Source organism: Priestia iocasae (assembly GCF_016909075.1).
In the GTDB taxonomy this organism is placed as follows: Bacteria; Bacillota; Bacilli; order Bacillales; family Bacillaceae_H; genus Priestia; species Priestia iocasae.
In genome coordinates this window covers 81,006-105,141 of the sequence record NZ_JAFBFC010000001.1, presented here as the reverse complement: position 1 = coordinate 105,141, position 24,136 = coordinate 81,006, and the positions used below count along the sequence as shown (strand labels likewise).

The window sequence follows — 24,136 nt, the reverse complement described above, 5'->3', positions numbered from 1 at the left end:
ATTTTTTGAATATTCAATACATAAATTATAGTACATGCCTTCATGTGTTTCAATGTGAGATTACTAAAAATATGTTTGAATATAAAGCTTTTATACTTAACTATATCGACGGAATGATGTAAACATGTCATAAACCAAGCTTACTTCTAAAATGAAAAATGGTGCTTTTGGCATTCATAAACAAATGATTTAATTCTCCTCTCTATGTTCCTCATCTTTTCATATGATCCTTGAATGGTAAAATAAAAACGACTATCTCTAATAAGAAGGCAGAAGCCTCTTGAGATAGTCGTCTTCTCATTTATAACTATTTTTGTTTCTAAACCAGCTTTCCTTAAGCGAAAAACGCCCAATAAATCATACCAATTATGACAAATATACTACATAAAGCAATTAATACTTTGGCTAACGTTTCCATCTTTCTCTCCTCACCCTATGTTGGCTCCAATGACAAATGACATCCCGACTGAGATAATGAAAGAAATTAACCCTACTGCTCGATTGTCTTTTTCAATTTCATCATCAATTCGAAATTTTGGTGTTAAAAATTCAAACATAAAGTAGCTCATTAATAAAATGATAAAACCAAATACACCCCAGCCAAGCATCGTTAACAACGTGTCATGCTGCTCAATTGAATATCGAAATATATTAGCCAAGCCGAAGATTTTCCCTCCGGTAGCCATCGCCACGGCTAGATTCCCTTTTTGAATTTCTTCCCAGTTTTTATACTTCGTTACAACTTCAAAAATGACCAAAAAGACAATCATACTTAAGACTACTACGCTATAATACCCTACGGTTTCTACGTATGGGTTATTCCAGAAGTTATGCATGATTACGCTCTCCCTTACTTAAACTCTACAACACTGACACCTGTGCCACCTTCTGTTGCTTCCCCAAATCGCACACTTTTAACGGAACGGTGATTCTTCAAATACTCTTGTACTCCTTGACGTAATGCACCTGTTCCTTTTCCATGAATAATTGACACTCTCGGGTAGCCTGCCAATAGAGCATCATCAATATATTTCTCTACTCGTAAAAGGGCATTTTCATAGCGCTCTCCTCGCAAGTCTAATTCTAGGCTCACATGATAGTCTTTCCCTTTCACCGTTGCTAGTGGCTTTGTTTCGATTGGTTTAGGAGAACTTACATACTCTATGTCCTTTTCCTTTACTTTCATTTTCATAATACCCATTTGAACTTGCCATTCTGTATTGCTCACTTTTGCAATTAACGTTCCTTTTTGACCCCATGTTAGTACTTTTACTTCATCACCTTCTGAAAGGGTTCTAACTTGAGATTTCTGAACCGCCTTCTTTTTACTACTTTTCTCAAGAGTAGGAACCGCTTCTTCTAATCGCTTTCTAGCCTCAATTAACTCGTGTTCTTTCACTGATGCTTGCTGATTTTTACGCATATTGCGTAACTCACGGATAATGGATTCTGCTTCTTCTTTTGCTTGCTCCACCGTTTTCTCTGCTTTTTCTTCCGCTTTTTCATACAACTTATCTCGTTTTTCGTTAAACTCGATAATTTGCTTTTGAAGCTCTTTATGTAACTTATCAGCTTCTTTACGTAATTGCTCAGCGTCTTCAAGCTCTGTCTCGGCTTTTCTTCGACTTTGTTCAAGTGATGCAATCATATTTTCTACTTTATTTGTTTCCGCTCCAACATATCCTCTTGCTCGTTCAATGACAGAGAACTCAAGACCCAGTCGCTTTGAGATTTCAAATGCATTACTTCGCCCTGGAACACCAATTAATAACTTGTATGTTGGACTTAATGTTTCAATATCAAATTCCACACTTGCATTCACAACACCTTTACGATTATATCCATATGCTTTTAATTCTGGATAGTGTGTTGTTGCAATGACACGAGCTCCTCTTTGATATACCTCATCTAAAATAGATATGGCAAGAGCCGCTCCTTCTTGAGGATCTGTTCCAGCACCTAGCTCATCAAATAACACTAAGCTATCTTCATCTACATCACGTAAAATTTCAACAATGTTTACCATATGAGAGGAGAATGTACTTAGGCTTTGCTCAATAGATTGTTCATCTCCAATATCAGCAAAAACCTTACTAAATACAGCCATTTCTGAGCCGTCTAGGGCCGGAACTTGTAAACCAGCTTGTGCCATCAACGTAAACAACCCTAACGTTTTTAATGTGACGGTTTTTCCTCCTGTATTTGGACCTGTAATGACAATGGATGTAAAGTCTGTTCCAAGCTCAATATCATTTGCGACCACTTCTTCTTGTGAAATAAGTGGGTGTTTCGCTTTAAATAATCGAACATATCCTTGATTATTCATCTTTGGCTTTGAAGCTTTTAATGCATGACTATACTTCCCTTTTGTAAACATAAAATCTAATTCTGCAAGCTGATTAACGTTTTGGTACAATTCACTTCCTACTTCAGCAACTTCCTTCGTTAGCTCAATAAGAATCCGCTCTACTTCTTGTTTTTCTTTTACCTTTGCTTCTTGCAATTCATTATTTAACGTAACAATTGCTTGAGGTTCAATGAATAATGTTGCACCTGAAGAAGACTGATCATGAACGATTCCACCGTAAGCACTTCGATATTCTTGCTTAACAGGAATAACAAAACGCTCATTTCGAATTGTGACAATCGCATCTGACAGCATCTTTTGAGCCGAAGATGAACGAATCATATTTTCTAGTTTTTCACGTATTCTCGATTCTGTTGAGCGTAGCTTTTGTCTAATTGTTCTTAGTTTGTCACTCGCTCCATCTAGCACTGTCCCATTCTCATCAATGCTATGTTTAATCGTTTGCTCAAGATGAGGAAGGGGCGTAATCCTCGATACAAGCTCTTGAAAAAGTGGAACAACGATTCCTTCATCTGATGCTAAATCTTCTTCAAAGTTTTTTAATTGCCTCGAAGCGTAAATGGTACTTGCGATATCAAGAAGTTCATTTGCACTAAGTACTCCTCCAATTTGGGCTCGCTTTACGTTCGGACGCACATCGAAAATACCGCCTAAAGGAACATTGCCTCTTAATCGCAAAATAGTTGTTGCTTCATCTGTCATTTCTTGCCAGTTAACAACCTCTTCATAATTAGATGAAGGGGTTAAGTTTGATACCTTCTCTCTTCCAAGTGAAGAAGCGACATGTGTCATTAATTGTTCTTTTACTTTGTGAAATTCAAGTACATGCATAACTCGTTGCTGCACAATTTGGTCCTCCTATTCGTCGTTGCGTTTTAAAAATGTGACCAACTCTTCCAATGAGTACGTATTTATCACGGTGTCAGGCTTCAACCACCCTTTGATCGCTGTCGCTACTCCTACCTCCATATGATCTAACATATCGATTCGATGAGCGTCCGTATTAATGGTCACTTTCACACCAGCTTCTTGTGCTTTTCGTACGTGTTCTGCCGCTAAATCTAAACGATGCGGGTTTGCATTTAATTCAAGGGCTGTATTTGTCTCTTTCGCTAGTTCAATCAGTAATTCAACATCCACATCATACCCTTCACGTCGACCAATTAATCGACCCGTTGGATGGGCAATAATATCAACATGATGACTTTCTAACGCTGTTTTTAAACGCTTCATAATCTCTTCTCTAGATTGCGAAAAGCTAGAATGAATGGATGCAATGACGACGTCCATTTCCTTCAGTAAATCATCATCGTAATCTAATGTTCCATCTGGTAAAATGTCCATTTCAATTCCTGCTAGAATTGTAAAGTCATCATATTTTGCGTTTAGTCTTTTTACTTCTTCTAATTGCTTTCTAAGGCGCTCAGGTGTTAAACCATTGGCTACTTTTAAATATTGAGAATGATCGGTAATTGCCATGTATTTATACCCTTTTGCTCGACAAGCTTCTGCCATCTCTTCAATTGAATGCGCACCATCACTCCACGTTGAATGCATGTGCAAATCACCTTTCACATCCTCCAGCGTAAGAAGTGTATGTGACTGAGAAAAGCTTTCTACCTCTGAACCATCCTCACGTAGTTCCGGAGGGATAAATGGCAAGCCAAAGTGCGCATAGAAAGCTGCTTCAGATTCAAACGTCATTACTTCTCCAGTTTCACTATTCTCTACGCCATATTCACTTATTTTTTCTCTACGCTCTTTCGCTAGCTGTCTCATACGTACATTATGTTCTTTAGATCCGGTAAAGTGGTGAAGAGTAGTTGCAAAAGCGGTATCATCAATTAGACGAAAATCGACGGATACATCGTATTCGTAAGATAAAACGACCGATACTTTTGTATCACCATTTGAAATCACTTCTTTTACATTCGGCATGGTAATCAATTGCTCTCTTACTTGCTTTGGATTGTTTGTAGAAATGATAAAATCTAAGTCTTTAATTGTTTCTCTCATTCGACGGATACTACCAGCTTTTGAATATCGATTAATTCCATTCATGCTTGATAGGTGCAGATCGATTTCTTCCGCAATTGGTAGCATAAAAGAAAGAGGCAAGCGTTCAGGACGACTTCCGAATTCCTCTACGGCTGCTAAAATCTTTTCTTCTGTTTTTTTACCAAATCCACTTAATTCCTGGACTTTGTGATCAAGACACGCTTGTCTTAATGTATGAAGGTCCGTAACCTCAAGCTCTTTATAGAGCTTGGCAATTTTTTTCCCACCTAATCCTGGTAACTTAAGCAAAGGAATAAGTCCTTCTGGTACCTCTTTTTTTAACTCATCAAGAACAGAGGATTTACCTGTTTCAATAAACTCTACAATAACGGCTGATGTACCTTTTCCCACTCCTTGTAAAGCTGTAAAATCTTCGATGTCGGCTAAGCTTCTTTCATCGCTTTCAAGTGCAGCCGCTGCTTTTCGAAACGCGGATATTTTAAATGGATTATCTCCTTTTAACTCCATATATGTAGCAATCGTTTCTAACAATTGAATGATTTCTTTTTTATTCATGCTATCACCTCTTCTACGTATCACTAAGGAAAATGATACAAATAATTGAATGAAAAATCCACTTTATAAAAAAAAAGGGCCCAAAAAGCTTCAATTACTTTTGGAACACCCTTTATGACATAACGTTATATTGATCCATACTGTGTCCATAAATCTTGTAGAGTAGCGGACAAATATGGCGTATTTTGAACAATATGTGTCGCTACAATCGACTGTTGAATAGGTATTTGTATGCCACTTACAGGTAGAACCGCTCCAATGTAGAGTAAAATGAAGACAACCACGTATACTTCTAAAAACCCTAGTATACCGCCTCCCCACTTATTCAACTGCTTTAAAATTGGTAGCTGAGCTAGAGATGTGAGCATAGAACCAACCATTCTCAGTAAAATTTGTGTAGCGAAAAATAAGATTGCAAAAGCAATCATTCGATAAAACGCATCTTCCATATATGCGGAGCTAACAAAGAATGATGCAACACTTTGCTGATCGAAATTAGGAAACGGAATTAAAATACGTAATCGAGGCGCTAAATCTCCACTAAACGTATAAGCTACAAGAAAGGCCGCAACAAAACTAATCAGATGAACAAGTTGTAAAATAAAACCTCTCTTAATTCCAACAAAGAAACCTAAAAGAAGTAATCCTATTAAGATAATATCTAACATGTTTGTCATTCCTTTTTCGTTCGACGTTCCTTTTCTAATTTTTCGTACTCTTCTTTTAACTTTATATAATCATGAACCACATTCACAGCGGTTAATACGGCTAATTTGTTTATATCCAAAGACGGGTTCATTTGACTAATTTCCCGCATTTTATCATCCACGATTGAAGCAACAAGACGCATATGGCTTGTGCTTTCGGTCCCAACAATTTTAAACTGTTGTCCAAATATATCGACTGTTGCACGCGTTTTTTCTTGTTCTGACACGAGAAAGTCCTCCGTTCCATGAAAAAAATCCTAATCCTTATAATACCATGAAAAGAGATGGAATGGAAAGATGTCCATGAGTACGTTATCATGGACATAGTAAAAAAGTAGATGTATAGAGTTTACTTAATAAATACGTACATTGTAAACTAAAATGAATTTACCATGTTCTGTTTTAATTGAAAATATTAATAGAGGAGTTGACATAGTTGTCACACGCTGTTTTAGTCGTTTCAAACGACACTGTTATGAAGATGAAATCACACTATCATGCCTACTTACTACCTAAAGTTCCACAGGGGGGCATCTTTGCTGCTAAAATAGACGGTTGCAGTATTACGGCTTATCGCTCAGGAAAGGTATTATTTCAAGGAAGAGCTGCTTCAGAAGAAGTAAACAAATGGGAAGGAAAGGCACCTACATCAAAAAGCCAGCCTTCTTCAGCAAAGAACGGCAAAACTGCTAACTTGCCCGCCAACTTTCATTCATTGTCGGTCATCGGTTCAGATGAGGTTGGGACGGGTGATTACTTTGGTCCAATTACCGTTGTCGCAGCATACGTCTCAAAAGAACAAATCCCTCTTTTAAAGGAGTTAGGGGTTCGTGATTCAAAAGATTTAAATGACGCTAAGATTGTAGAAATTGCCAAACAACTGGTGACGTTCATACCTTATAGTCTGCTTATTTTACATAACGAAAAGTATAATGAGTGGCAACAAAAAGGAATGTCTCAAGGGAAAATGAAAGCTCTCCTCCACAATAAAGCCATTCACAATGTTCTAACAAAAATAGAACCAATCAAACCTGATGCTATTTTAATTGATCAATTCGTCGAACAAACTACCTACTATAAGCATATTGTAAAAGAAAAACAGATTGTCAAAGAAAATGTGTTTTTTAGTACAAAGGGTGAGAGCATCCATTTAGCCGTTGCTGCTGCCTCTATTATGGCAAGATACGCATTTTTACGTGAGATGGATAAGCTAAGTAAGGTAGCAGGAATGACGATTCCAAAAGGAGCAGGTGCGCAAGTAGATGTAGCTGCCGCTAAACTTATTCAAAAACAAGGCATCGACTCTCTTGCTTCCTTAACAAAGCTTCATTTTGCGAATACACAAAAAGCGATAAAATTAGCTAAAAAATAAGCGGTGTGGATATCCACACCGCTCTTTTTTATGAACGCAATGTTGCGCCAAATTTTTCTTCAACCGTTGTTAATACTTGCTCATGTACCGTTGTTACTTCTTCGTCCGTTAGCGTGCGCTCTGGATTTAAGTAACGTAATGAGTAAGCTACTGATTTTTTCCCTTCTTCCATTCGTTCACCTTCATATAGATCAAAGACCGTTACATCTGTTAATAAATCGCCGCCCACTTCTTTAATTGTACGAGCGATTTCTCCAGCAAGTACCGACTGATCTACAACAAGTGCGATGTCACGTGTAATAGATGGAAAACGTGGAATTGCTGTATAAGAAAGGTGCGCTACTTCCGTATTTAGTACAGCTTGTAAATCTAGTTCGAATACGTATGTTTCGCGTAAATCATAGTCTTTTTGTGTCACTGGATGTAATTGTCCTACATATCCAACACTCATACCATCTAGAAGTACTTCTGCCGTACGTCCTGGGTGCATCCCTTCTTTTTTCACAGGCTGGTACACAATACGATCTTCTAAGCTAAGTTGCGCAAATAAGCCTTCAAGCACACCTTTGATCACATAAAAGTCAACAACCTTCTTTTCGCCTTGCCAGCCATGCATATGCCATAAGCCCGTTACAGCACCTGCTAATCGTTCTTTTTCCATTGGAAGCTGACCTGCACCATTTGATAGGAAGATCGAACCTGTTTCATAAACCGCAACTGAATCGATTTGACGAGCATTGTTATGCTTTACAACCTCTAGCAAGTGCGGAATCAAGCTTTGACGTAAGATGCTACGATCTTCACTCATCGGCATAGCTAAACGAACTGTATCTGCTTCTTCAAGAGCAAATTGAGTCGCTTTGTCCTGACTTGTTAATGAATACGTAATCGCTTGATAAAGACCTGCACCTTCTAGGTAACGACGTACTTTGCGACGCTTTGCTTGATACTCTGTTAATTTACCAGGTGTTGCTGCTGAAACTGGTAACGTTGTTGGTAAATGATCATAGCCATATAAACGCGCAACTTCTTCAATTAAGTCTTCCTCGATTGTAATATCTCCACGTCTTGTTGGAACCGTTACAATAAGCTGACCTTCTTCTTCTTTATACGTGAATTGAAGACGAGTAAAGATATCCTTTACTTCATCCATTGATAAGTTCGTTCCTAGTACACTGTTAATCCGCTCTAATGATACAGCTACCACTGCTGGTTCTACGGTTAATGTATCAACTTCTACAACTTCACTTACAACTTCACCTGACGCATATTGAGCCATTAACTGAGCAGCACGATCTGCAGCTAAACGTGTGCGATTTGGATCAATTCCTTTTTCAAAACGTGCACTTGCCTCGCTACGTAGTCCATGGTCTTTTGATGCTTGACGCACAGTTGTTCCTTTAAAGAAAGCTGACTCAAGTAGTACAGTCGTTGTATCCTCTTGTACTTCTGAGTTTGCCCCGCCCATGACGCCTGCTAATGCAACCGGCTCCGTACCATTTGTAATCACAAGGTGGGCTTCCGTTAATGCGCGCTCTTGATCATCAAGCGTAATAATCTTTTCACCTGCTTTTGCACGGCGAACAAGAACTTCTTTTGAACCAAAGCGATCGTAATCAAATGCATGTAGTGGCTGACCATATTCTAGTAAAATGTAGTTTGTAATATCCACAACGTTGTTATGAGGACGAATACCAGATGCCATTAAACGTGTTTGCATCCAAAGTGGCGATGGTCCGATTTTTACGTTCTTCACAATGCGCGCTACATATAATGGATTATCTTCGCTTGCTTCTACTTTTACTGACACATAATCAGCCGCTTTTTCAGTCGTTTCCTCGACCGCTACTTCTGGGTGCTTCACATCTTTTCCAAAAATAGCCGCTACTTCATACGCAACTCCAAGCATACTTAAACAATCTGAACGGTTTGGTGTCAGCCCAAGCTCAAGCACTTCATCGTGTAAGTTTAATGCCGCTAATGCATCAGACCCTACTTCTGCATCACTAGGGAAAACAAAGATGCCTTCTTGATATTCTTTGGCAACTAACTTGCCTTCAATACCTAGTTCTTGTAACGAACAGATCATTCCGTGAGACTCTTCTCCACGAAGCTTTGCACGCTTAATTTTAAAATTACCTGGTAACACCGCGCCTACTTTCGCAACCGCTACTTTTTGACCTTGAGCAACGTTCGGTGCTCCACAAATAATTTGAACTGGCTCATCTTCGCCAATATCCACTTGACATCGGCTTAGCTTATCTGCATTAGGATGTTGTTCACGCACGACAACATGCCCAATAACAACGCCGCTTACACCTTTGTTTAGTACGTCTACACCTTCTACTTCGATACCGCTCTTTGTAATTTTATCTGCTAATTCTGTTGCTGAAATTCCTGTTAAATCCACATATTCTTGTAACCAACGATATGATACAAACATGTGAAATCCCTCCTTTACGCTTGTTTAAATTGTTGTAAAAATCGAACATCGTTTGTATAGAAATGACGAATATCATCAATGCCATATCTTAACATCGCAATACGTTCAGGCCCCATACCAAATGCAAATCCTTGATATTTCTTTGAATCGTAACCAGCCATTTCAAGAACGTTCGGATGAACCATCCCTGCTCCTAAAATTTCAATCCATCCTGTTTGTTTACATACGTTACAGCCTTTTCCGCCACATTTCGCACAAGATACATCTACTTCAACAGATGGCTCTGTAAATGGGAAGAAGCTTGGACGTAAACGAATTTCACGATCGTTTCCAAACATCTTTTTCGCAAATACTTCTAATGTACCTTTTAAATCACTCATGCTGATGTTTTCATCAATCACAAGACCTTCAATTTGAGTGAACTGATGAGAATGCGTCGCATCGTCATCATCACGACGATATACTTTACCAGGGCAAATGATTTTGATTGGCCCTTTTTCTGTGTTCTTCTCCATTGTGCGAGCTTGAACAGGAGATGTATGGGTACGTAATAAGATTTCTTCTGTAATATAGAAAGAATCTTGCATATCACGCGCTGGGTGACTTTTTGGTAAGTTTAACGCCTCAAAGTTATAGTAATCTTGCTCTACTTCTGGACCTTCCGCAATTTGATAGCCCATGCCTAAAAATAAATCTTCTACTTCTTCCACAACTGCTGTTAACGCATGGTGTCCTCCGATTGTTACAGGGCGACCAGGAAGTGTCACATCAATGGTTTCTGACGCAAGCTTGCGTTCTACTTCAGCTTGTTCTAATCCTACTTGCTTTTCCTCAATTTTAGATGCAATCGCTTCACGTACTTCATTTGCTAATGCTCCCATGACAGGACGCTCTTCAGCAGAAAGCTTACCCATTCCTCTTAATACTTCCGTAATAGGTCCTTTCTTTCCTAAGTAAGCTACACGCACATCATTTAATTCTTTTAAATTAGTTGCTGCTTCAACTTTTGCAATTGCTTCATGTTGCAGCTCTTGTAAACGTTCTTTCATCGCTTATTGCTCCTCCTTTTATCTAAAAAATTCCAAAATAAAAACCCCGCCCCCAAAAAGGGACGAGGATTAATCGCGTTACCACCCTTGTTAACAACACACGATATCTATGTATTGTTCACTTCATTCATTTTAACGGAATTCCCGGAACACCTTTACATTATGTCAATGGTCCAAGTGTCAACTCAAGAGATGAATTCACTTACCTCTGCCATAAAAGTACTTTCAGTCGCGGTACTTTCTCCCTAAATAGTGAGCAGTAAGTTACTAGGCTCTATCATCGTTTTTATATATACAATTATTTTTTTATTATATTGAAAACAACTCAAAGTTGCAACTACATCTCCTATATTCTTTACAGCTGTTTTCATAAACTTTAGTATTCTTTACCAAGTAATCATGTATAGTTGATTTTCATCTCGGATCTCTTTAACAGCTTTAAACGATTATCTTTCAAGAAGAGGCACTAAAATCAACCGCCCCTTAGCAAAGCATTTCTTTATCAAACATATAGATAATAAAGTAAAACCCCTGTTGCAACAGCTACATTTAACGATTCACTTTTACCATAAATAGGAATATAAAGATTCGTATCTGTTGCCTCAAGCAATTCCTTACTAACGCCATTTCCTTCATTTCCAACTATAAGAGCAACCGAAGAAGATGGTTGTACGTCTGTATAAGGCTGCCCATTTTCAAGTGACGTACCATACAGCTTAACATCGCGTTCTTTTAGTTGCTTCACCACTTCATGAAGGTCTTTTTTTATAACAGGCAAGTGAAATAGTGCGCCCTGTGTAGAACGAATCACTTTCCCATTATAAGTATCGACACTACCTTCTCCGATGACAACTACTTCAACTCCTGCTGCATCTGCAGTACGAATAATCGTTCCTAAATTACCAGGATCTTGGACTGCATCTAATAATAAGATTTTCTGTGCTGTATGTAGCACCTCTTCATTGGTTTGCTGATAACAAATAGCTGCGATTCCTTGAGGGGTTTCTGTTTCTGAAATCATCTTCATAATGTCATCTGTTACCATTATTACCGACACATCATCTATGTTCCAATGGGCAGGAATTTCTGTTTGTTCCGTTATGATTAGTTCTTTAATGATTGCCTTTGTTTTTAATGCTTCTTCTACTAAATGAAAGCCTTCAATAAAGAAAAGTCCTGATTTATCTCGTTCTTTTTTTGTATGTAGTTTTTTCCACGTTTTCACTTGCGGATTTTTAATAGAATCGATTCGTTTCAACGAACATAACTCCTTTTTTATAATCTCTTATTGATTTTACATATATTTTGTCTAGAAAACAAAAACTAATTTTGCATCTTACACATAACGAGGTGATAAAAATGAACTTAAACTTACGAAAAGCTATTCTTTCAAACGTTTCCGGAAACTCTCAGGAGGAGATCCAAGAAACGATTAATGATGCCATTCAACAAGGTGAAGAAAAAATGCTTCCAGGATTAGGTGTGTTGTTTGAAGTGCTTTGGCAAAACTCCGATCAACAAGATAAACAAGAGATCCTTTCAACATTAGAGAAAAGCTTACAGTAGAAGTCAGTAAAAAGGGCGACTTAATGAAGTCGCCCTTTCTCATTAATTAAATGTAATGTTTTTCACTGTGTCTGCGTCTAAACGTTTAATCACTTCTGTAATTAGTTTTACCGCATGCTCATAGTCATCACGGTGTAACATTGCCGCATGAGAATGAATATAGCGTGTAGCGATTGTAATGGATAGGGCTGGTACTCCGTTAGCTGAAATATGAATAGCTCCTGAATCTGTTCCTCCACCAGCCATTGCGTCGAACTGATACGGAATGGCTAACTCATCCGCTACATCTGTTACAAAATCTCTTAATCCTTTATGAGACACCATTGATGCATCGTAGAGAATAATTTGTGGACCTTTGCCCATTTTACCAAGCGCTTCTTTTTCTGAAACACCAGGTGTATCTCCTGCAATTCCCACATCCACACCAAATGCAATGTCAGGCTGAATCATGTTAGCAGCGGTTTTCGCTCCACGCAGCCCTACTTCTTCTTGAACCGTTCCTACACCGTATACAACATTAGGATGGTCAACACCTTTTAACTGCTTTAAAACATCAATTGCAATCGCACAACCAATACGGTTATCCCATGCTTTTGCTAATAACATCTTTTCATTATTTAATACGGTAAATTCAAAGTAAGGAACAACTTGATCGCCAGGCTTTACTCCCCACTCTAACACTTCTTCTCGACTTGAAGCACCAATATCAATGAACATATCTTTAATTTCTACTGGTTTTTTACGCGCTTCTGGTGATAAGATATGCGGTGGTTTTGAACCAATTACCCCAGTAACGTCACCTTTATTTGTCACAATGGTTACACGTTGTGCAAGCATAACTTGTGACCACCAGCCACCAACTGTTTGAAAGCGAACAAATCCTTTATCATCAATTTGTGTGACCATAAAGCCCACTTCATCCAAATGACCTGCAATCATAATCTTAGGTCCATTTTCAAGACCTACTTTTTCAGCAATTAAGCTACCTAAGCCATCTGTTTTTAATTCATCTGCGTAAGGTTCAATATACTTCCTCATCACTTCACGAGGTTCACGCTCGTTTCCAGGAATCCCTTTTGCATCCGTTAAATCTTTTAACATGGTTAAAGTTTCATCTAATTTCTTCATTTAACTTCCCCCTTCTTATGTATTCTCTAATTATACAGAAAAGTTTTAAAAAACGCTAAATGATAGAGCAGTGCCTCATTAATATCCTTGCTCTTGACGTTTAAAATTGACTTCATTTTTAGACACATATGCTTCTTCTATTTCTTCAGCTTCAAAACCTAGCATTTCACCTAGCGTTATGTATGATGCAAATAATTGAACATATTTATCCTTTGACATCTCTTCTTGGAAGTTCATCGCCTCTTTAAATACTTGTAAAAATTGTCCTGTCATTGTTTCTTGCTGTTGCATCGTTGGAAGCGTCTGAATAGTAGTATATCCATTTTCAATCCCTAGTGACAGAATGAAATGAACACCGTCTACAAACTCTTCTAAAATAATTTTTTTCTCTGAGGAAGGCTTTAGGCTCCAAAATTTAAAGCATCGTGTTTCATTGGCCAATTCACCCATTTCTACTAACAAGGCTAGTAGCTTTCGTTCAATCAGCCTTTCATTTTGTAATTCATGCTTTTGTTGGATATGCTTGTCCAATTGCTGTTGCATTTGAAACAACTTTGTTATGTTCATGACTCTCACTCCTCATTCATTATGTATCTACACATAGCTTACTTCATTATCAGTATTTATAAAAGGAACTTATCGATTGAAAAAGAATAAACTATTCTTCTTAAATAGTGAAACCTTTTCTATTCTTATACGTACAATATGAGAAGATTATAGAAGGAGGGACAAGTACTATGTTTTTTGTTCTTCTCGTACGCATCCTGATTGTTATTTTGTTTATTTACTTGCTATATAGATCCATTCGCTACTTTTTAAATCCGAAGCGCAAGCTCGAACTAGCTCATGAGCAAAAGCAGTTTTATATGTTAGATGAAAAGAGAAATACTCGTAAAAACTTTTTAATAACGTATCAAGGGATTTTATTTGAAGGAGAAAAATATTTAGGTACAACCCATGACTCCTTTGAAATTGTATCTATCATTATCGCTATTAAGAATGCTCAACAATTAGAAGGATTAACGCGTGATGATTTCGCTATTATTGAACACGAAGTAAGAGCTCATTATCCACATGCAAAGGTTCAGTGGAAAAGCCCTATAAAAGAGTTTCTTCAACACTAAGACGTGATTCTTACATTCATTAGGTAGAGGGGAATGCATGTATGCAACTTCTCGTACCTATCTATTCATTTTGCTAGATTTTAGAGGTAAGAAATAGTAAGGGCTGAGTCAAATTAGATGTTTTGATTCAACCCTTTTTTCATTTTTTACATTCTCATAAAAAGAAGAACTAAAAAAGTGATAGCTAAGAGAGGAAAGCCTACCTTGAACGCAATGTGCTTTGTTTTGTGTCGAAATAAATACATACCAATGGTTAATCCTACTGCTCCACCAACAGCTGCAACCAACCATAACGTACTTTCTTGAATACGCCATTCTCTTTTCTTTGCTCTTTTTTTGTCTTCTCCCATTAAGTAAAAACCTACTATATTTACAACGATTAAATAAATGAGAACGAATGGTTTCACTACTAAATCACCTCATTTAAGCTTATTGTTAATAAAAAAATCTCGCTATCAATTGACAGCGAGATTTTATCGAATTATTTGCTTAAGTTGCTTTTTGCAACAGATGCTAATTCAGCGAATGCTTTTTCGTCAGCTACAGCTAATTCAGCAAGCATTTTACGGTTAACTTCAATACCTGCTAATTTTAAACCGTGCATTAAACGGCTGTAAGAAAGACCGTTCATACGTGCAGCCGCATTGATACGTGCGATCCATAATTTACGGAAATCACGTTTCTTTTGACGACGATCACGGTAAGCATACATTAATGATTTCATTACCTGTTGGTTAGCAACTTTGTATAATGTATGTTTAGAACCGAAATAACCTTTAGCTAATTTTAAAACTCTTTTACGACGTTTGCGTGTTACTGTACCGCCTTTTACGCGTGGCATAATCGTTTCCCTCCTGTAATGTTTCTATTTAAACGAATTACTTAATGTTGTCTAGTAAGTGACGGATACGTTTGAAGTCACCTTTGCTTACTAACGTACCTTTGCGTAGTTTACGCTTTTGTTTTGTAGATTTGTTAGCGAATAAGTGACTTGTGTAAGCACGAGCACGTTTTAACTTACCGCTTCCAGTTTTCTTGAAACGCTTTGCAGCGCCACGGTGTGTTTTCATCTTTGGCATAGGGTGTTCCTCCTCGTTCTATTACTTTTCGTTTTTAGGTGCTAAAACTAAGAACATGCTACGACCTTCCATTTTCGGTGAAGTTTCAACCGAAGCTATATCAGCACAAGCCTCTGAAAAACGATCGAGTACTCGTTGACCAATTTCTTTATGCGTAATAGCACGTCCTTTAAAACGGATAGAAGCTTTTACTTTATCGCCTTTTTCAAGGAATTTGCGTGCATTACGAAGTTTCGTATTAAAGTCATGTTCTTCAATTGTTGGACTTAAACGAACTTCTTTTAAGTTAACAACCTTTTGGTTTTTACGAGCTTCTCTGTCTTTACGTTGTTGCTCATAGCGGAATTTACCGTAGTCCATGATACGACATACTGGTGGTTTCGCATTTGCAGCAACCATTACTAAATCCAAATTCACTCGTGTGGCGATATCTAACGCCTCTTGTTTTGATTTAATCCCTAATTGTTCACCATTTTGGTCAATTAAGCGAACTTCGCGAGCTCGAATGCCCTCGTTTACCATCATGTCCTTGCTAATAAGTAGCCACCTCCAAGGTTTAATGAGCGAATAACTCGTTTGACAAAACGCTTATTAGTCAGCTTGCATATAGACCCAACAAAAAAGTGTGAGCACACATACTGCACCCACACTTCTATCGTTAAAGTTATCATACGATTTAAACCTGCCAACTGCTGTAGCGTCAATCAGGTGAGAAGCGGGTGCTCCTTCTTCTGCACAAACAAGTATTCAATTACTTAAGCTATTATATTATTAACAAAGACAAATGTCAATGACTTGGTTTCTTTTGTTTCACAACAAAAAATATTGTATCAAATGAAAAACCATTATGCAATAGTTTTTTAAAAAATACTGTTGCTACAAACTTTGTTACTCGCGATAGTGAAGAGAGATTGATTCCTACTCCAGGTACAAAGGCACGTAGGATCTACTCAAATGAACAACATGTAATTTTAGCGCTTCACTTCGCCTTTTAAGTTGCTAAGAAATGCTTCAAATTCAATTGTTTCTGACTTTTGCTCACCATATTTACGCACGTTTACTGCTTGTTCTTCCACTTCTTTATCTCCTACAACCAGCATATATGGTGTTTTTTGCATTTGAGCTTCACGAATTTTATAGCCCATCTTTTCGTTGCGGTCATCTAGCTCAACGCGGAAGCCTTCTAGCTGCAGCTGTTCTTGCACTTTCTTTGCATACTCTAGATGTACATCAGAAGAAACTGGAATCACTTGTACTTGAGTTGGCGCTAACCATGTTGGGAATGCCCCTTTGTATTCTTCAATCAAGAACGCAACGAAACGCTCCATTGTTGATACAACCCCGCGGTGAATAACAACCGGACGATGTTGCTTCCCATCTTCTCCTACATATGTTAAATCAAATCGCTCAGGCAATAAGAAGTCTAGTTGAACAGTAGAAAGTGTTTCATCTTTTCCTAACGCCGTTTTCACTTGAACATCAAGCTTTGGACCGTAGAATGCTGCTTCACCTTCTGCTTCATAATAATCTAAGCCCATGTCATCCATCGCTTCTTTTAACATCGCTTGTGCTTTTTCCCACATCTCATCATCATCATAATACTTCTCTGTATCTTCAGGATCACGGTAAGAAAGACGGAATGAATAATCATCTAAACCGAAATCTTTGTAGACATCAAGTACTAAGCGAACTACGCGAATAAACTCTTCTTTAATTTGATCTGGACGTACAAAAATGTGAGCATCATTTAGTGTCATACCGCGAACACGCTGTAACCCTGATAATGCACCAGACATTTCATAACGATGCATTGTACCAAGCTCGGCAATACGAATTGGTAATTCACGATAACTATGGATATCATTTTTATACACCATCATATGATGTGGACAGTTCATAGGACGAAGAACAAGCTGTTCATTATCCATTTCCATTGCTGGAAACATGCCATCTTGATAGTGATCCCAATGTCCAGATGTTTTGTATAAATCTACACTACCAAGAACAGGCGTGTACACATGTTGATAACCTAAACGCTCTTCTTTGTCTACAATATAGCGCTCAATTACACGACGAATTGTCGCACCTTTTGGTAGCCATAAAGGTAGACCTTGTCCTACTTTTTGAGAATTAGTAAATAGGTTAAGTTCTTTCCCTAATTTACGATGGTCACGCTCTTTTGCTTCTTCTAAAAGACGTAAATGCTCGTCCAATTCAGCTTTTTTGAAGAAAGCTGTTCCGTAAATACGTTGAAGCATTTTATTCTTGCTATCTCCACGCCAGTAAGCACCTGCAATGCTTAATAATTTAAATTCTTTAATTTTACCTGTAGACGGGACATGCACACCTCGACATAAGTCGAAAAATTCACCTTGCTCATAGATTGATACTGCTTCTCCAGCAGGAATCGCTTCAATTAGCTCTAACTTTAAGTTATCGCCAACTTCTTCATATAATTTAATTGCATCTTCACGAGGCACTTCTTTACGAACAATCTCAATGTTCTCGTTTACGATCTTTTTCATTTCTTTTTCAATTTTCGGTAAATCTTCAGGTGTTAATGACTCTTCCATATCAATATCATAGTAGAAGCCATTTTCAATAACTGGGCCTACACCTAATTTCACATTTTTGTATAAACGCTTAATCGCTTGTGCCATTAAATGTGCTGTACTGTGGCGCATCACTTCAAGTGCATCCGCCGAATCTTGCGTCACAATTTCAATTGTTCCGTCTTCTTCAATTGATGTACGTAAGTCCACTAACTCACCGTTTACTTTACCAGCAATTGATTTCTTTTTTAAACCAGGGCTAATTGAGCCTGCAATTTCTTCTGTTGTTGTTCCTTTTGGAAATTCCTTTACTGCTCCGTCTGGAAATGTCATTTTTACTACGTCAGACATTCTATTCAACTCCTTATAAATAATGGGAATAAACACAAAAAAACCCATCCCTAAATAAGGGACGAGTTGTGTATACACGTGGTACCACCCTTTTTTTAGTTCAACCTATGTAATCACTCATCGTCTCTACAAATATGTATTGAACGAACACATACGCTAAACATCTCTGGGCTTGATAACGGAAAGACCGTCAGTAACTAATGAAATATATCATTTGTTCATTACTGAAGTTTAAAGGTGGTAAATATATTAATCGTGTTAGGAAATTTGCAGCCTCGATTTCCCTCTCTGTGAACCGTAGAAATATATTCATGTCCTCATCATAACTTTTTACATTTTATGACGTTTTGTAACAATCTGAATTTATTATATGCATTTTAGAATTAGAAATCAACCTCTTGTTGTAGATTGAACGATTGCACTTCGAAAAACAGGTTCGTATGGGCAATTTCGATGCGCTCTTCAAAAATATTTTGCAAGGTCTGAATCAAACTATTCTCAGACGAACTCGTGTAGATATGAATTTTTAGAGGAGACATTTGAAGCAATGGAGCTACAACTTGTTTATCTATGTATATCGTACGGTGCTGTTGAAAAAACATCTCTGAGAAATGCTGCCTTTGTTCCTCTGTTAGCTCGTTAAATTGGTCATTGTAGAAAGCAAATTCATCTTCACCATGATGAAAAACATGTACAGACGGCACATTTGTTTTGGACTCTTGAATGAGCATTCTTAATTGATTCACAAATACTTGGTACTCTTGTTCAAGCTTATATTCATCAATTCCAATTCCGATATAATAGACAAGACGTTCCATGTATTCTTTTAATCGAAATTGTAAAAACGATTCAAAGGTAAACGTAAGACCATCCTTCATAAAATTAGTTAATGCTTCTTTAACTAATTGTTCTTTAGAATCATTAAACGTTTGTTGAGGAATATCTTCACGTTCTCCTTCTATAATTGATTGTACCATCTGTAAAATGTGTACTTGTTCATCTACTTCACAATAAAAGAACCTATCTTGCAAAATCGTCATAAGCAACTCGCTTTCTTTATAAAGAAGAACAAACTTTGTTAATGCTGGGATGACGATTTGCTCAAGCACATAATCACAATCTCTTAAGACATATTTAATTAAAACCTTATGACCCACAACCTCAATAGATTGAGGATTATATGATAAAGCGCTGCTTTCTGCGCAAATTAACTCATATATTCTTAATGCGTCATTTGAATATTGAAATGAAATGTTGATCAATCATATCCCCCCTTTGGACACGCTTAATTCATGTATATGGGAGATAATGAAAAAAAATGAGCAAGTCATTACTTGAAAAGTAAAATGACTTCCTCATAGATTACGTTTATTGTCACCAATTACTTCCACAGAACGTGCTAATGACTTAATTCGTTCCATGATACGTGCCGCTTTAATCTCTTCTTGTTCACCACGTTGTGTATACGTAAAATGATGTTGTAACTGTTTAAAATTTAAATTTGATGAGAAGAAAGTTGGTAAATTCTCTAACATACGGAACTGTAAGATTGTTCCTAATACATCGTCTCTCATCCAACTAGTTACACCTTCAGCTCCAATATCATCTAACATCAACACAGGTGCATTTTTAATAAACTCAATTTTTTGATTGAAACTTTGATCTTGAAAGGAACCTTTTAATTCTCTTAGAAATTCAGGTACATAAATAATTGTAGACTGAATTTTCTTCTCCGCTAGTGCATTTGCAATTGCACCTAGTATATACGTTTTACCAACACCAAAAGGCCCGTGTAAATAGAGAGCTTTTATTTTTTTATTCGGTTCATATTCACGAACGAAATCACGTGCTAGCTTAATCGCTTCAAATCGTCCCTCTTCAATTTCAACCCCCACCATTGAGGCTTCTAAAATATCTTTCGGTACATATAAACAACGAATAAACGATTCATGTTCTTTTCGCTGATCTTCACGTATTTTTCGCGGGCAGCGCTCGTATTGAATTTCAATACCCTTACCTTCTAACACTAATTGAGGCTGATACCCTTTGATCATATTGACACAGCCATTTAGAGATGGACAGTTTTCACATTGCTTACTTTGACCTTTATATTCATTTAGCTTTACAAGACCTCGATTGACCATTTGTTCATCTAACATTGATCGATGTTCTTGAATAAATGCACGAACTCCCTCATCACTAAGCACTTGTTTCTTTAACTCTTCATAGCGTTCTTTAAACCCTTTATTTTGGACTAACTTATCTAAAGAGTCATTAATAGGCTTCAACTATCTCACCTCTTTCTGGTTATTAATCACCGCTTGGCTTTTAGTCTAATGCATCGTATGTGCTTCTTTAAATCAACACAATGAATAAAATGAACCTTTTACTCTTGACGCTTTTTCTTCAAGTCTTGGTCTAATTGCTCAAGCTCTTGTTTTAATTTTCTCTTCTCTTCTTCAAATGTTTGAGATGCAGCAGGTTTCTTCACTTCTTGCTCCTCCGACTCCTGCTTTAACCAATCTGGAACCATTTCTTTTCGAACAATCTTCTTAGAAGTTGTTTTTTGCTGCTTGTTTTCAGCCCAGTTTTGATAATCCTTATGCTCACTCTTTGCCAGTTTCATTGCTTCTTGAACAGTCTTTATATTTTTTCTTGCCCAATGTCCAGCAATTTTTTCTACATAAGCTTTGGACAGCTTCATATCCGTTCTAAGTAACACGTAATGAATGAGTACATTGACAACACCTGGAGATAATTTTTGCTGAAACAGAATGTCTTCAATCATTTGTAAATCTGATTTTGTTGGCTCAGCTCCTCCTGATATTTCAATAAGTAGCTGTCTAGGCGAAATCACTTCAAGATGCTTAATAAGCTGCTCTTCTTGTGAAGTTGGCTGTTTATTTTCCATTGTCCTCAATAAAGGCGGCTGAACTTTTTCACTCAAACTAGGTAATGAATCACCATGTTCAAATTGATAAAAATCACGAGCTGCTTTTCGTAGCTGTTCAATATCAACTTGATCGAATTCATCCACTGCACTAATCACAATATTTTTCATCTGTAACGGATCAATATGATATAAGAAGGCTAATTTTTGAATAGCAGCCTTTACTTTCGGTGTAATGGCCTTTTTAGAAATCATCGCTTCACTAAGTCCTGCATGAAACAAATCAAAATTGAATGTATCCCCAGAGATACTAAAGCTTGTCTCATGAGAGGAATCAATGTATTCATACCCTTGTGTTTCTATTAAATCATGTTTGGCTTCACCTTGAAAGTTAATTGCCAACTCATTTGCATGAACCGATTGATATACTTCATTAAATGGTCGTGTAATATCTTTAAACTCCTCATGATGAATAGCTTCTTCTGAAAAATACTGTTTTATTTTCTGAAACACATTTTTTCCTAATCGATTATATAAATACACATTTAACACACCATCATTGAAGAATTGACGAGGAGTTAATGGCGGGACTAACTCATAAATAAAAACACGATCTTCATCCTGTTTTTTCACATAGGTCTTTAATAACCCTATCCCTTCTAGCTTCAAACGTTCACGATGGATTTGCGGTAAATTCATTTGCATCATAGCCATTAAATGATGATGCGTCACTTCTTTCCCCCATAATCGGTCTTCATTTAAACTGCTCCATAATGTCATATATAAACTGAAAGAAAGTGATCCTATTAGCGGTTGATAAAGCATCGTCAAAATTCTTCGATCATAATCTTGAAGAATAGCGCTCGCTCGTACAACATAGCGATCAACTGGTATTAGTTCTTTCCAATGTTGCTCTGTCATTTTATTTTAACCCTACCTACTATTCGTTTTAAATTCATTATGTATTAATTTTGCTGTAAAAACCCCGAAAGTGCAAAAAAAGAGCCTAAAGGAACCTTTATACGCTCTTTTATAACCGCTCTTTTTTTATTAATTCCCTTAACTCTTCAATAAAGACATTTACATCTTTAAACTGTCGATAAACAGATGCAAATCGAACATAAGAGACTTCATCAATTAAAGCTAAGCGCTCCATGACCATTTCGCCTACAACCTCTGATTGAATTTCAGACGTTCCTTGGCTACGTAGTTCTCTCTCAACATCCATGACTGTATCTTCTAGCTGCTTTAAACTCACCGGTCTCTTTTCACACGCTTTAATTAATCCTCTTAATACTTTTTCCTTACTGAATTCTTCTCTCGCTCCGTCTTTTTTTACCACAATAAGAGGAAGCTCTTCTACTTTTTCAAATGTTGTAAAGCGATAATGACACTCTTCGCACTCTCGTCTTCTTCTAATTGAACGCCCTTCTTCAACGGGCCTTGAATCTAATACTCTCGTTCCATTAAATTGACACGATGGACACTTCATCTTCTCAGCTCCATTAATACACATTTTCTTTTGATTTTATTTTAACTCAACAGGTAAGACTCCTATTGATAAATATTCACTTTGTTCAAAATGGTCCATAACAATGACAAACCATTTTATTTCCGTGATAAAAAAACTTCCCGAAAAGGAAGTTTTGCTTTCTTTCATCTTATAGAAAATGATGCATAAATACAAGGGAATGAACAGTATTTTCTGATTTAATTTAACTATTTCACAGACGTAGAGCCTTGTCTCACTAAAACGAGCTTTTTATCTAGCTGTTCATACATTGCTTTTACAAGTTGCTTACTGTACCCAAAATCAAAAGGTAATACCTTCGTTTCTGTTGTAACAGACAAATCAACGGCTGTTTCAAATGGTCGTAACGAAATGACTGTAATTACCATAAATGCCTTCCGACCTTTTTTGATATTGACACTAATTTCTCCACGGTCTTCGTAAGCCGCTAAAATGTGAAAGCCCTCAATCTTCTCAACCATCTCTTTCACTGTTTTGAATCCATTTGGAGCTGTTGTTTTATAATAGTGACTTCTCAAATTCGGATCATGGTGATGATCATTTGTTTCTGTATGATTTGAGAACGCTTGCTTAAGTGATTGTAATGCCCCCATTTGTGCAACTCCTTTTACCTATAATAAAAAGAGGTGCATGATATACACCTCTTATCTTAGTTCCGATTTCAAATTCGTTATTAAAGTGCTTTTACTTGCGCTGGCTTTACTTGTACAGGACCCATACCACGTGGAACTTCAATTGTTTCACGAGTTTGTGCATTCAGCGCTTCTGCGATATAATCAGCAGCAATCGTAGGATCTAACTCACCACAAGTATAAACATCAATGCTTGCATAACCATGCTCTGGGAAGCTGTGAATTGTTAAGTGTGACTCAGAGATAATAACAACTCCACTTACTCCTTGAGGAGCAAATTTGTGAAATGCTACCTCGCGAACCTCAGCACCCGTTTTTAGTGCAGCATCAACGAATGTTTTTTCAATGTATTCCATATCATTTAACTTATCGAAATCGCAACCCCATAATTCTGAGATAACGTGACGACCCATAGTTTCCATACTCGTATTTCCCCCTTTAACAATTTTTAATCGTTAAACATGAATTTCTTTCGCCATATGGAATGTGAACTACCACGGGGGAAAGTTAGTCCAGAGAGGTCCTAACCCTTTAAGTAGCTACATAGCCGAAAGGTATATAAGAAGTTCACGAAACATAGTATACTTTGTTTAAACTTTTTTTGCAATATATGTTTTTTGTTTTTTTATTTCTAAAGTTTTTTCAAAGTAACCATTTATTTACCATTCCCGCAATAAAAAATGCTTATTCTACAAGCTTTGAAACTTGTCTCCATGTGTTTACTTTTTACCCTATTTATAAATACTAAAACAATTTGTTAATTTTTTCAC

24 protein-coding genes and 3 other annotated features are annotated in these 24,136 nt (G+C 37.1%); of the genes, 3 read left to right on the top strand and 21 right to left on the bottom strand.

What is annotated here, in order from left to right; all coding sequences use genetic code 11:
- Positions 1–428: 428 nt before the first annotated feature.
- From JOC83_RS00485 to zapA, 5 genes are all read right to left on the bottom strand, one after another.
- Positions 429–836 (bottom strand): DUF350 domain-containing protein, encoded by a 408-nt coding sequence (locus tag JOC83_RS00485; protein WP_205182484.1) that lies wholly within the window; start codon positions 834–836, stop codon positions 429–431.
- Positions 837–850: 14 nt separating this feature from the next.
- Positions 851–3,214, bottom strand: a complete 2,364-nt coding sequence (locus JOC83_RS00480) for an endonuclease MutS2 (protein WP_205182482.1) — start codon at positions 3,212–3,214, stop codon at positions 851–853.
- 12 nt (positions 3,215–3,226) lie between these two features.
- On the bottom strand, positions 3,227–4,942 hold the full coding sequence (gene polX / locus JOC83_RS00475) for a DNA polymerase/3'-5' exonuclease PolX (RefSeq protein ID WP_205182480.1): 1,716 nt from the start codon (positions 4,940–4,942) through the stop codon (positions 3,227–3,229).
- A 125-nt stretch (positions 4,943–5,067) separates the two neighbouring features.
- Positions 5,068–5,610, bottom strand: a complete 543-nt coding sequence (locus JOC83_RS00470) for a CvpA family protein (RefSeq protein ID WP_205182478.1) — start codon at positions 5,608–5,610, stop codon at positions 5,068–5,070.
- A gap of 5 nt (positions 5,611–5,615) precedes the next feature.
- Complete coding sequence (zapA, locus tag JOC83_RS00465; RefSeq protein WP_205182476.1) at positions 5,616–5,876, bottom strand: cell division protein ZapA; 261 nt, start codon at positions 5,874–5,876, stop codon at positions 5,616–5,618.
- 248 nt (positions 5,877–6,124) lie between these two features.
- Between zapA and rnhC the strand changes: the two genes are divergently transcribed.
- Complete coding sequence (rnhC, locus tag JOC83_RS00460) at positions 6,125–7,021, top strand: ribonuclease HIII (RefSeq protein ID WP_378912562.1); 897 nt, start codon at positions 6,125–6,127, stop codon at positions 7,019–7,021.
- A 28-nt stretch (positions 7,022–7,049) separates the two neighbouring features.
- Here the strand turns inward: rnhC and pheT are convergent, their stop codons facing one another.
- The 3 genes from pheT to JOC83_RS00445 form a co-directional block, all read right to left on the bottom strand.
- Positions 7,050–9,464, bottom strand: coding sequence for a phenylalanine--tRNA ligase subunit beta (gene pheT, locus JOC83_RS00455; protein ID WP_205182472.1), 2,415 nt, complete (start codon positions 9,462–9,464; stop codon positions 7,050–7,052).
- Between the two features lie 14 nt (positions 9,465–9,478).
- Positions 9,479–10,513 carry a phenylalanine--tRNA ligase subunit alpha gene (pheS, locus tag JOC83_RS00450; protein WP_205182470.1) on the bottom strand — a complete coding sequence of 345 codons (1,035 nt, stop codon included), beginning with the start codon at positions 10,511–10,513 and terminating at the stop codon, positions 9,479–9,481.
- A gap of 55 nt (positions 10,514–10,568) precedes the next feature.
- Positions 10,569–10,803 (bottom strand) — a binding site (T-box leader).
- Between the two features lie 212 nt (positions 10,804–11,015).
- Positions 11,016–11,771, bottom strand: a complete 756-nt coding sequence (locus JOC83_RS00445) for a TrmH family RNA methyltransferase (protein ID WP_239583251.1) — start codon at positions 11,769–11,771, stop codon at positions 11,016–11,018.
- A 101-nt stretch (positions 11,772–11,872) separates the two neighbouring features.
- On the opposite strand from JOC83_RS00445, the gene sspI reads away from it, so the two are divergent.
- Positions 11,873–12,079: a small acid-soluble spore protein SspI gene (gene sspI / locus JOC83_RS00440; RefSeq protein WP_205182469.1), complete on the top strand. Its 207-nt coding sequence runs from the start codon at positions 11,873–11,875 to the stop codon at positions 12,077–12,079.
- A 42-nt stretch (positions 12,080–12,121) separates the two neighbouring features.
- Here sspI and JOC83_RS00435 read toward each other — a convergent pair whose 3' ends face one another.
- Both JOC83_RS00435 and JOC83_RS00430 read right to left on the bottom strand, forming a co-directional pair.
- Positions 12,122–13,207 carry a M42 family metallopeptidase gene (locus JOC83_RS00435; RefSeq protein WP_205182468.1) on the bottom strand — a complete coding sequence of 362 codons (1,086 nt, stop codon included), beginning with the start codon at positions 13,205–13,207 and terminating at the stop codon, positions 12,122–12,124.
- Between the two features lie 78 nt (positions 13,208–13,285).
- Positions 13,286–13,774: a dUTP diphosphatase gene (locus JOC83_RS00430; protein WP_205182467.1), complete on the bottom strand. Its 489-nt coding sequence runs from the start codon at positions 13,772–13,774 to the stop codon at positions 13,286–13,288.
- A 170-nt stretch (positions 13,775–13,944) separates the two neighbouring features.
- Between JOC83_RS00430 and JOC83_RS00425 the strand changes: the two genes are divergently transcribed.
- On the top strand, positions 13,945–14,331 hold the full coding sequence (locus tag JOC83_RS00425; RefSeq protein WP_205182466.1) for a sigma-w pathway protein ysdB: 387 nt from the start codon (positions 13,945–13,947) through the stop codon (positions 14,329–14,331).
- Positions 14,332–14,477: 146 nt separating this feature from the next.
- On the opposite strand, the gene JOC83_RS00420 is transcribed toward JOC83_RS00425, so the two are convergent.
- From JOC83_RS00420 to speD, 11 genes are all read right to left on the bottom strand, one after another.
- Entirely contained in the window at positions 14,478–14,738 is a 261-nt protein-coding gene (locus JOC83_RS00420; protein WP_205182465.1) for a DUF1294 domain-containing protein, read from the bottom strand.
- A 74-nt stretch (positions 14,739–14,812) separates the two neighbouring features.
- Positions 14,813–15,172: a 50S ribosomal protein L20 gene (gene rplT, locus JOC83_RS00415; protein ID WP_110114070.1), complete on the bottom strand. Its 360-nt coding sequence runs from the start codon at positions 15,170–15,172 to the stop codon at positions 14,813–14,815.
- A gap of 37 nt (positions 15,173–15,209) precedes the next feature.
- The gene (rpmI, locus tag JOC83_RS00410; protein WP_110114071.1) at positions 15,210–15,410 is read right to left on the bottom strand and encodes a 50S ribosomal protein L35; all 201 of its coding nucleotides are present in this window, start codon (positions 15,408–15,410) and stop codon (positions 15,210–15,212) included.
- Between the two features lie 21 nt (positions 15,411–15,431).
- On the bottom strand, positions 15,432–15,935 hold the full coding sequence (gene infC, locus JOC83_RS00405; RefSeq protein ID WP_205182464.1) for a translation initiation factor IF-3: 504 nt from the start codon (positions 15,933–15,935) through the stop codon (positions 15,432–15,434).
- Between the two features lie 86 nt (positions 15,936–16,021).
- Positions 16,022–16,147 (bottom strand) — a sequence feature (ribosomal protein L20 leader region).
- A gap of 234 nt (positions 16,148–16,381) precedes the next feature.
- On the bottom strand, positions 16,382–18,313 hold the full coding sequence (gene thrS, locus JOC83_RS00400) for a threonine--tRNA ligase (RefSeq protein WP_205182462.1): 1,932 nt from the start codon (positions 18,311–18,313) through the stop codon (positions 16,382–16,384).
- A gap of 54 nt (positions 18,314–18,367) precedes the next feature.
- Positions 18,368–18,646, bottom strand: a binding site (T-box leader).
- A 50-nt stretch (positions 18,647–18,696) separates the two neighbouring features.
- Positions 18,697–19,575, bottom strand: coding sequence for a putative sporulation protein YtxC (locus tag JOC83_RS00395; RefSeq protein WP_205182460.1), 879 nt, complete (start codon positions 19,573–19,575; stop codon positions 18,697–18,699).
- A gap of 93 nt (positions 19,576–19,668) precedes the next feature.
- Entirely contained in the window at positions 19,669–20,601 is a 933-nt protein-coding gene (gene dnaI / locus JOC83_RS00390; RefSeq protein ID WP_205182458.1) for a primosomal protein DnaI, read from the bottom strand.
- A gap of 98 nt (positions 20,602–20,699) precedes the next feature.
- Entirely contained in the window at positions 20,700–22,124 is a 1,425-nt protein-coding gene (locus tag JOC83_RS00385) for a replication initiation and membrane attachment family protein (protein ID WP_205182456.1), read from the bottom strand.
- A gap of 109 nt (positions 22,125–22,233) precedes the next feature.
- Positions 22,234–22,695 carry a transcriptional regulator NrdR gene (nrdR, locus tag JOC83_RS00380; RefSeq protein ID WP_205182454.1) on the bottom strand — a complete coding sequence of 154 codons (462 nt, stop codon included), beginning with the start codon at positions 22,693–22,695 and terminating at the stop codon, positions 22,234–22,236.
- A gap of 227 nt (positions 22,696–22,922) precedes the next feature.
- Entirely contained in the window at positions 22,923–23,327 is a 405-nt protein-coding gene (locus tag JOC83_RS00375) for a cytosolic protein (RefSeq protein WP_205182452.1), read from the bottom strand.
- An 80-nt stretch (positions 23,328–23,407) separates the two neighbouring features.
- Entirely contained in the window at positions 23,408–23,788 is a 381-nt protein-coding gene (speD, locus tag JOC83_RS00370; protein ID WP_205182451.1) for an adenosylmethionine decarboxylase, read from the bottom strand.
- Positions 23,789–24,136: the final 348 nt, after the last annotated feature.

Excerpts from the sequence above, each read along its gene's own strand:
- pheS (WP_205182470.1), bottom strand. The coding sequence starts at position 10,513 with ATGAAAGAACGTTTACAAGAGCTGCAACATGAAGCAATTGCAAAAGTT.
- JOC83_RS00435 (WP_205182468.1), bottom strand. The coding sequence starts at position 13,207 with ATGAAGAAATTAGATGAAACTTTAACCATGTTAAAAGATTTAACGGAT.
- pheT (WP_205182472.1), bottom strand. The coding sequence starts at position 9,464 with ATGTTTGTATCATATCGTTGGTTACAAGAATATGTGGATTTAACAGGA.
- rplT (WP_110114070.1), bottom strand. The coding sequence starts at position 15,172 with ATGCCACGCGTAAAAGGCGGTACAGTAACACGCAAACGTCGTAAAAGA.
- JOC83_RS00430 (WP_205182467.1), bottom strand. The coding sequence starts at position 13,774 with ATGAACATAACAAAGTTGTTTCAAATGCAACAGCAATTGGACAAGCAT.
- sspI (WP_205182469.1), top strand. The coding sequence starts at position 11,873 with ATGAACTTAAACTTACGAAAAGCTATTCTTTCAAACGTTTCCGGAAAC.
- rnhC (WP_378912562.1), top strand. The coding sequence starts at position 6,125 with ATGAAGATGAAATCACACTATCATGCCTACTTACTACCTAAAGTTCCA.
- JOC83_RS00470 (WP_205182478.1), bottom strand. The coding sequence starts at position 5,610 with ATGTTAGATATTATCTTAATAGGATTACTTCTTTTAGGTTTCTTTGTT.
- JOC83_RS00385 (WP_205182456.1), bottom strand. The coding sequence starts at position 22,124 with ATGACAGAGCAACATTGGAAAGAACTAATACCAGTTGATCGCTATGTT.
- rpmI (WP_110114071.1), bottom strand. The coding sequence starts at position 15,410 with ATGCCAAAGATGAAAACACACCGTGGCGCTGCAAAGCGTTTCAAGAAA.
- speD (WP_205182451.1), bottom strand. The coding sequence starts at position 23,788 with ATGGAAACTATGGGTCGTCACGTTATCTCAGAATTATGGGGTTGCGAT.
- JOC83_RS00375 (WP_205182452.1), bottom strand. The coding sequence starts at position 23,327 with ATGGGGGCATTACAATCACTTAAGCAAGCGTTCTCAAATCATACAGAA.
- nrdR (WP_205182454.1), bottom strand. The coding sequence starts at position 22,695 with ATGAAGTGTCCATCGTGTCAATTTAATGGAACGAGAGTATTAGATTCA.
- thrS (WP_205182462.1), bottom strand. The coding sequence starts at position 18,313 with ATGTCTGACGTAGTAAAAATGACATTTCCAGACGGAGCAGTAAAGGAA.
- JOC83_RS00485 (WP_205182484.1), bottom strand. The coding sequence starts at position 836 with ATGCATAACTTCTGGAATAACCCATACGTAGAAACCGTAGGGTATTAT.
- infC (WP_205182464.1), bottom strand. The coding sequence starts at position 15,935 with ATGATGGTAAACGAGGGCATTCGAGCTCGCGAAGTTCGCTTAATTGAC.
- JOC83_RS00425 (WP_205182466.1), top strand. The coding sequence starts at position 13,945 with ATGTTTTTTGTTCTTCTCGTACGCATCCTGATTGTTATTTTGTTTATT.
- polX (WP_205182480.1), bottom strand. The coding sequence starts at position 4,942 with ATGAATAAAAAAGAAATCATTCAATTGTTAGAAACGATTGCTACATAT.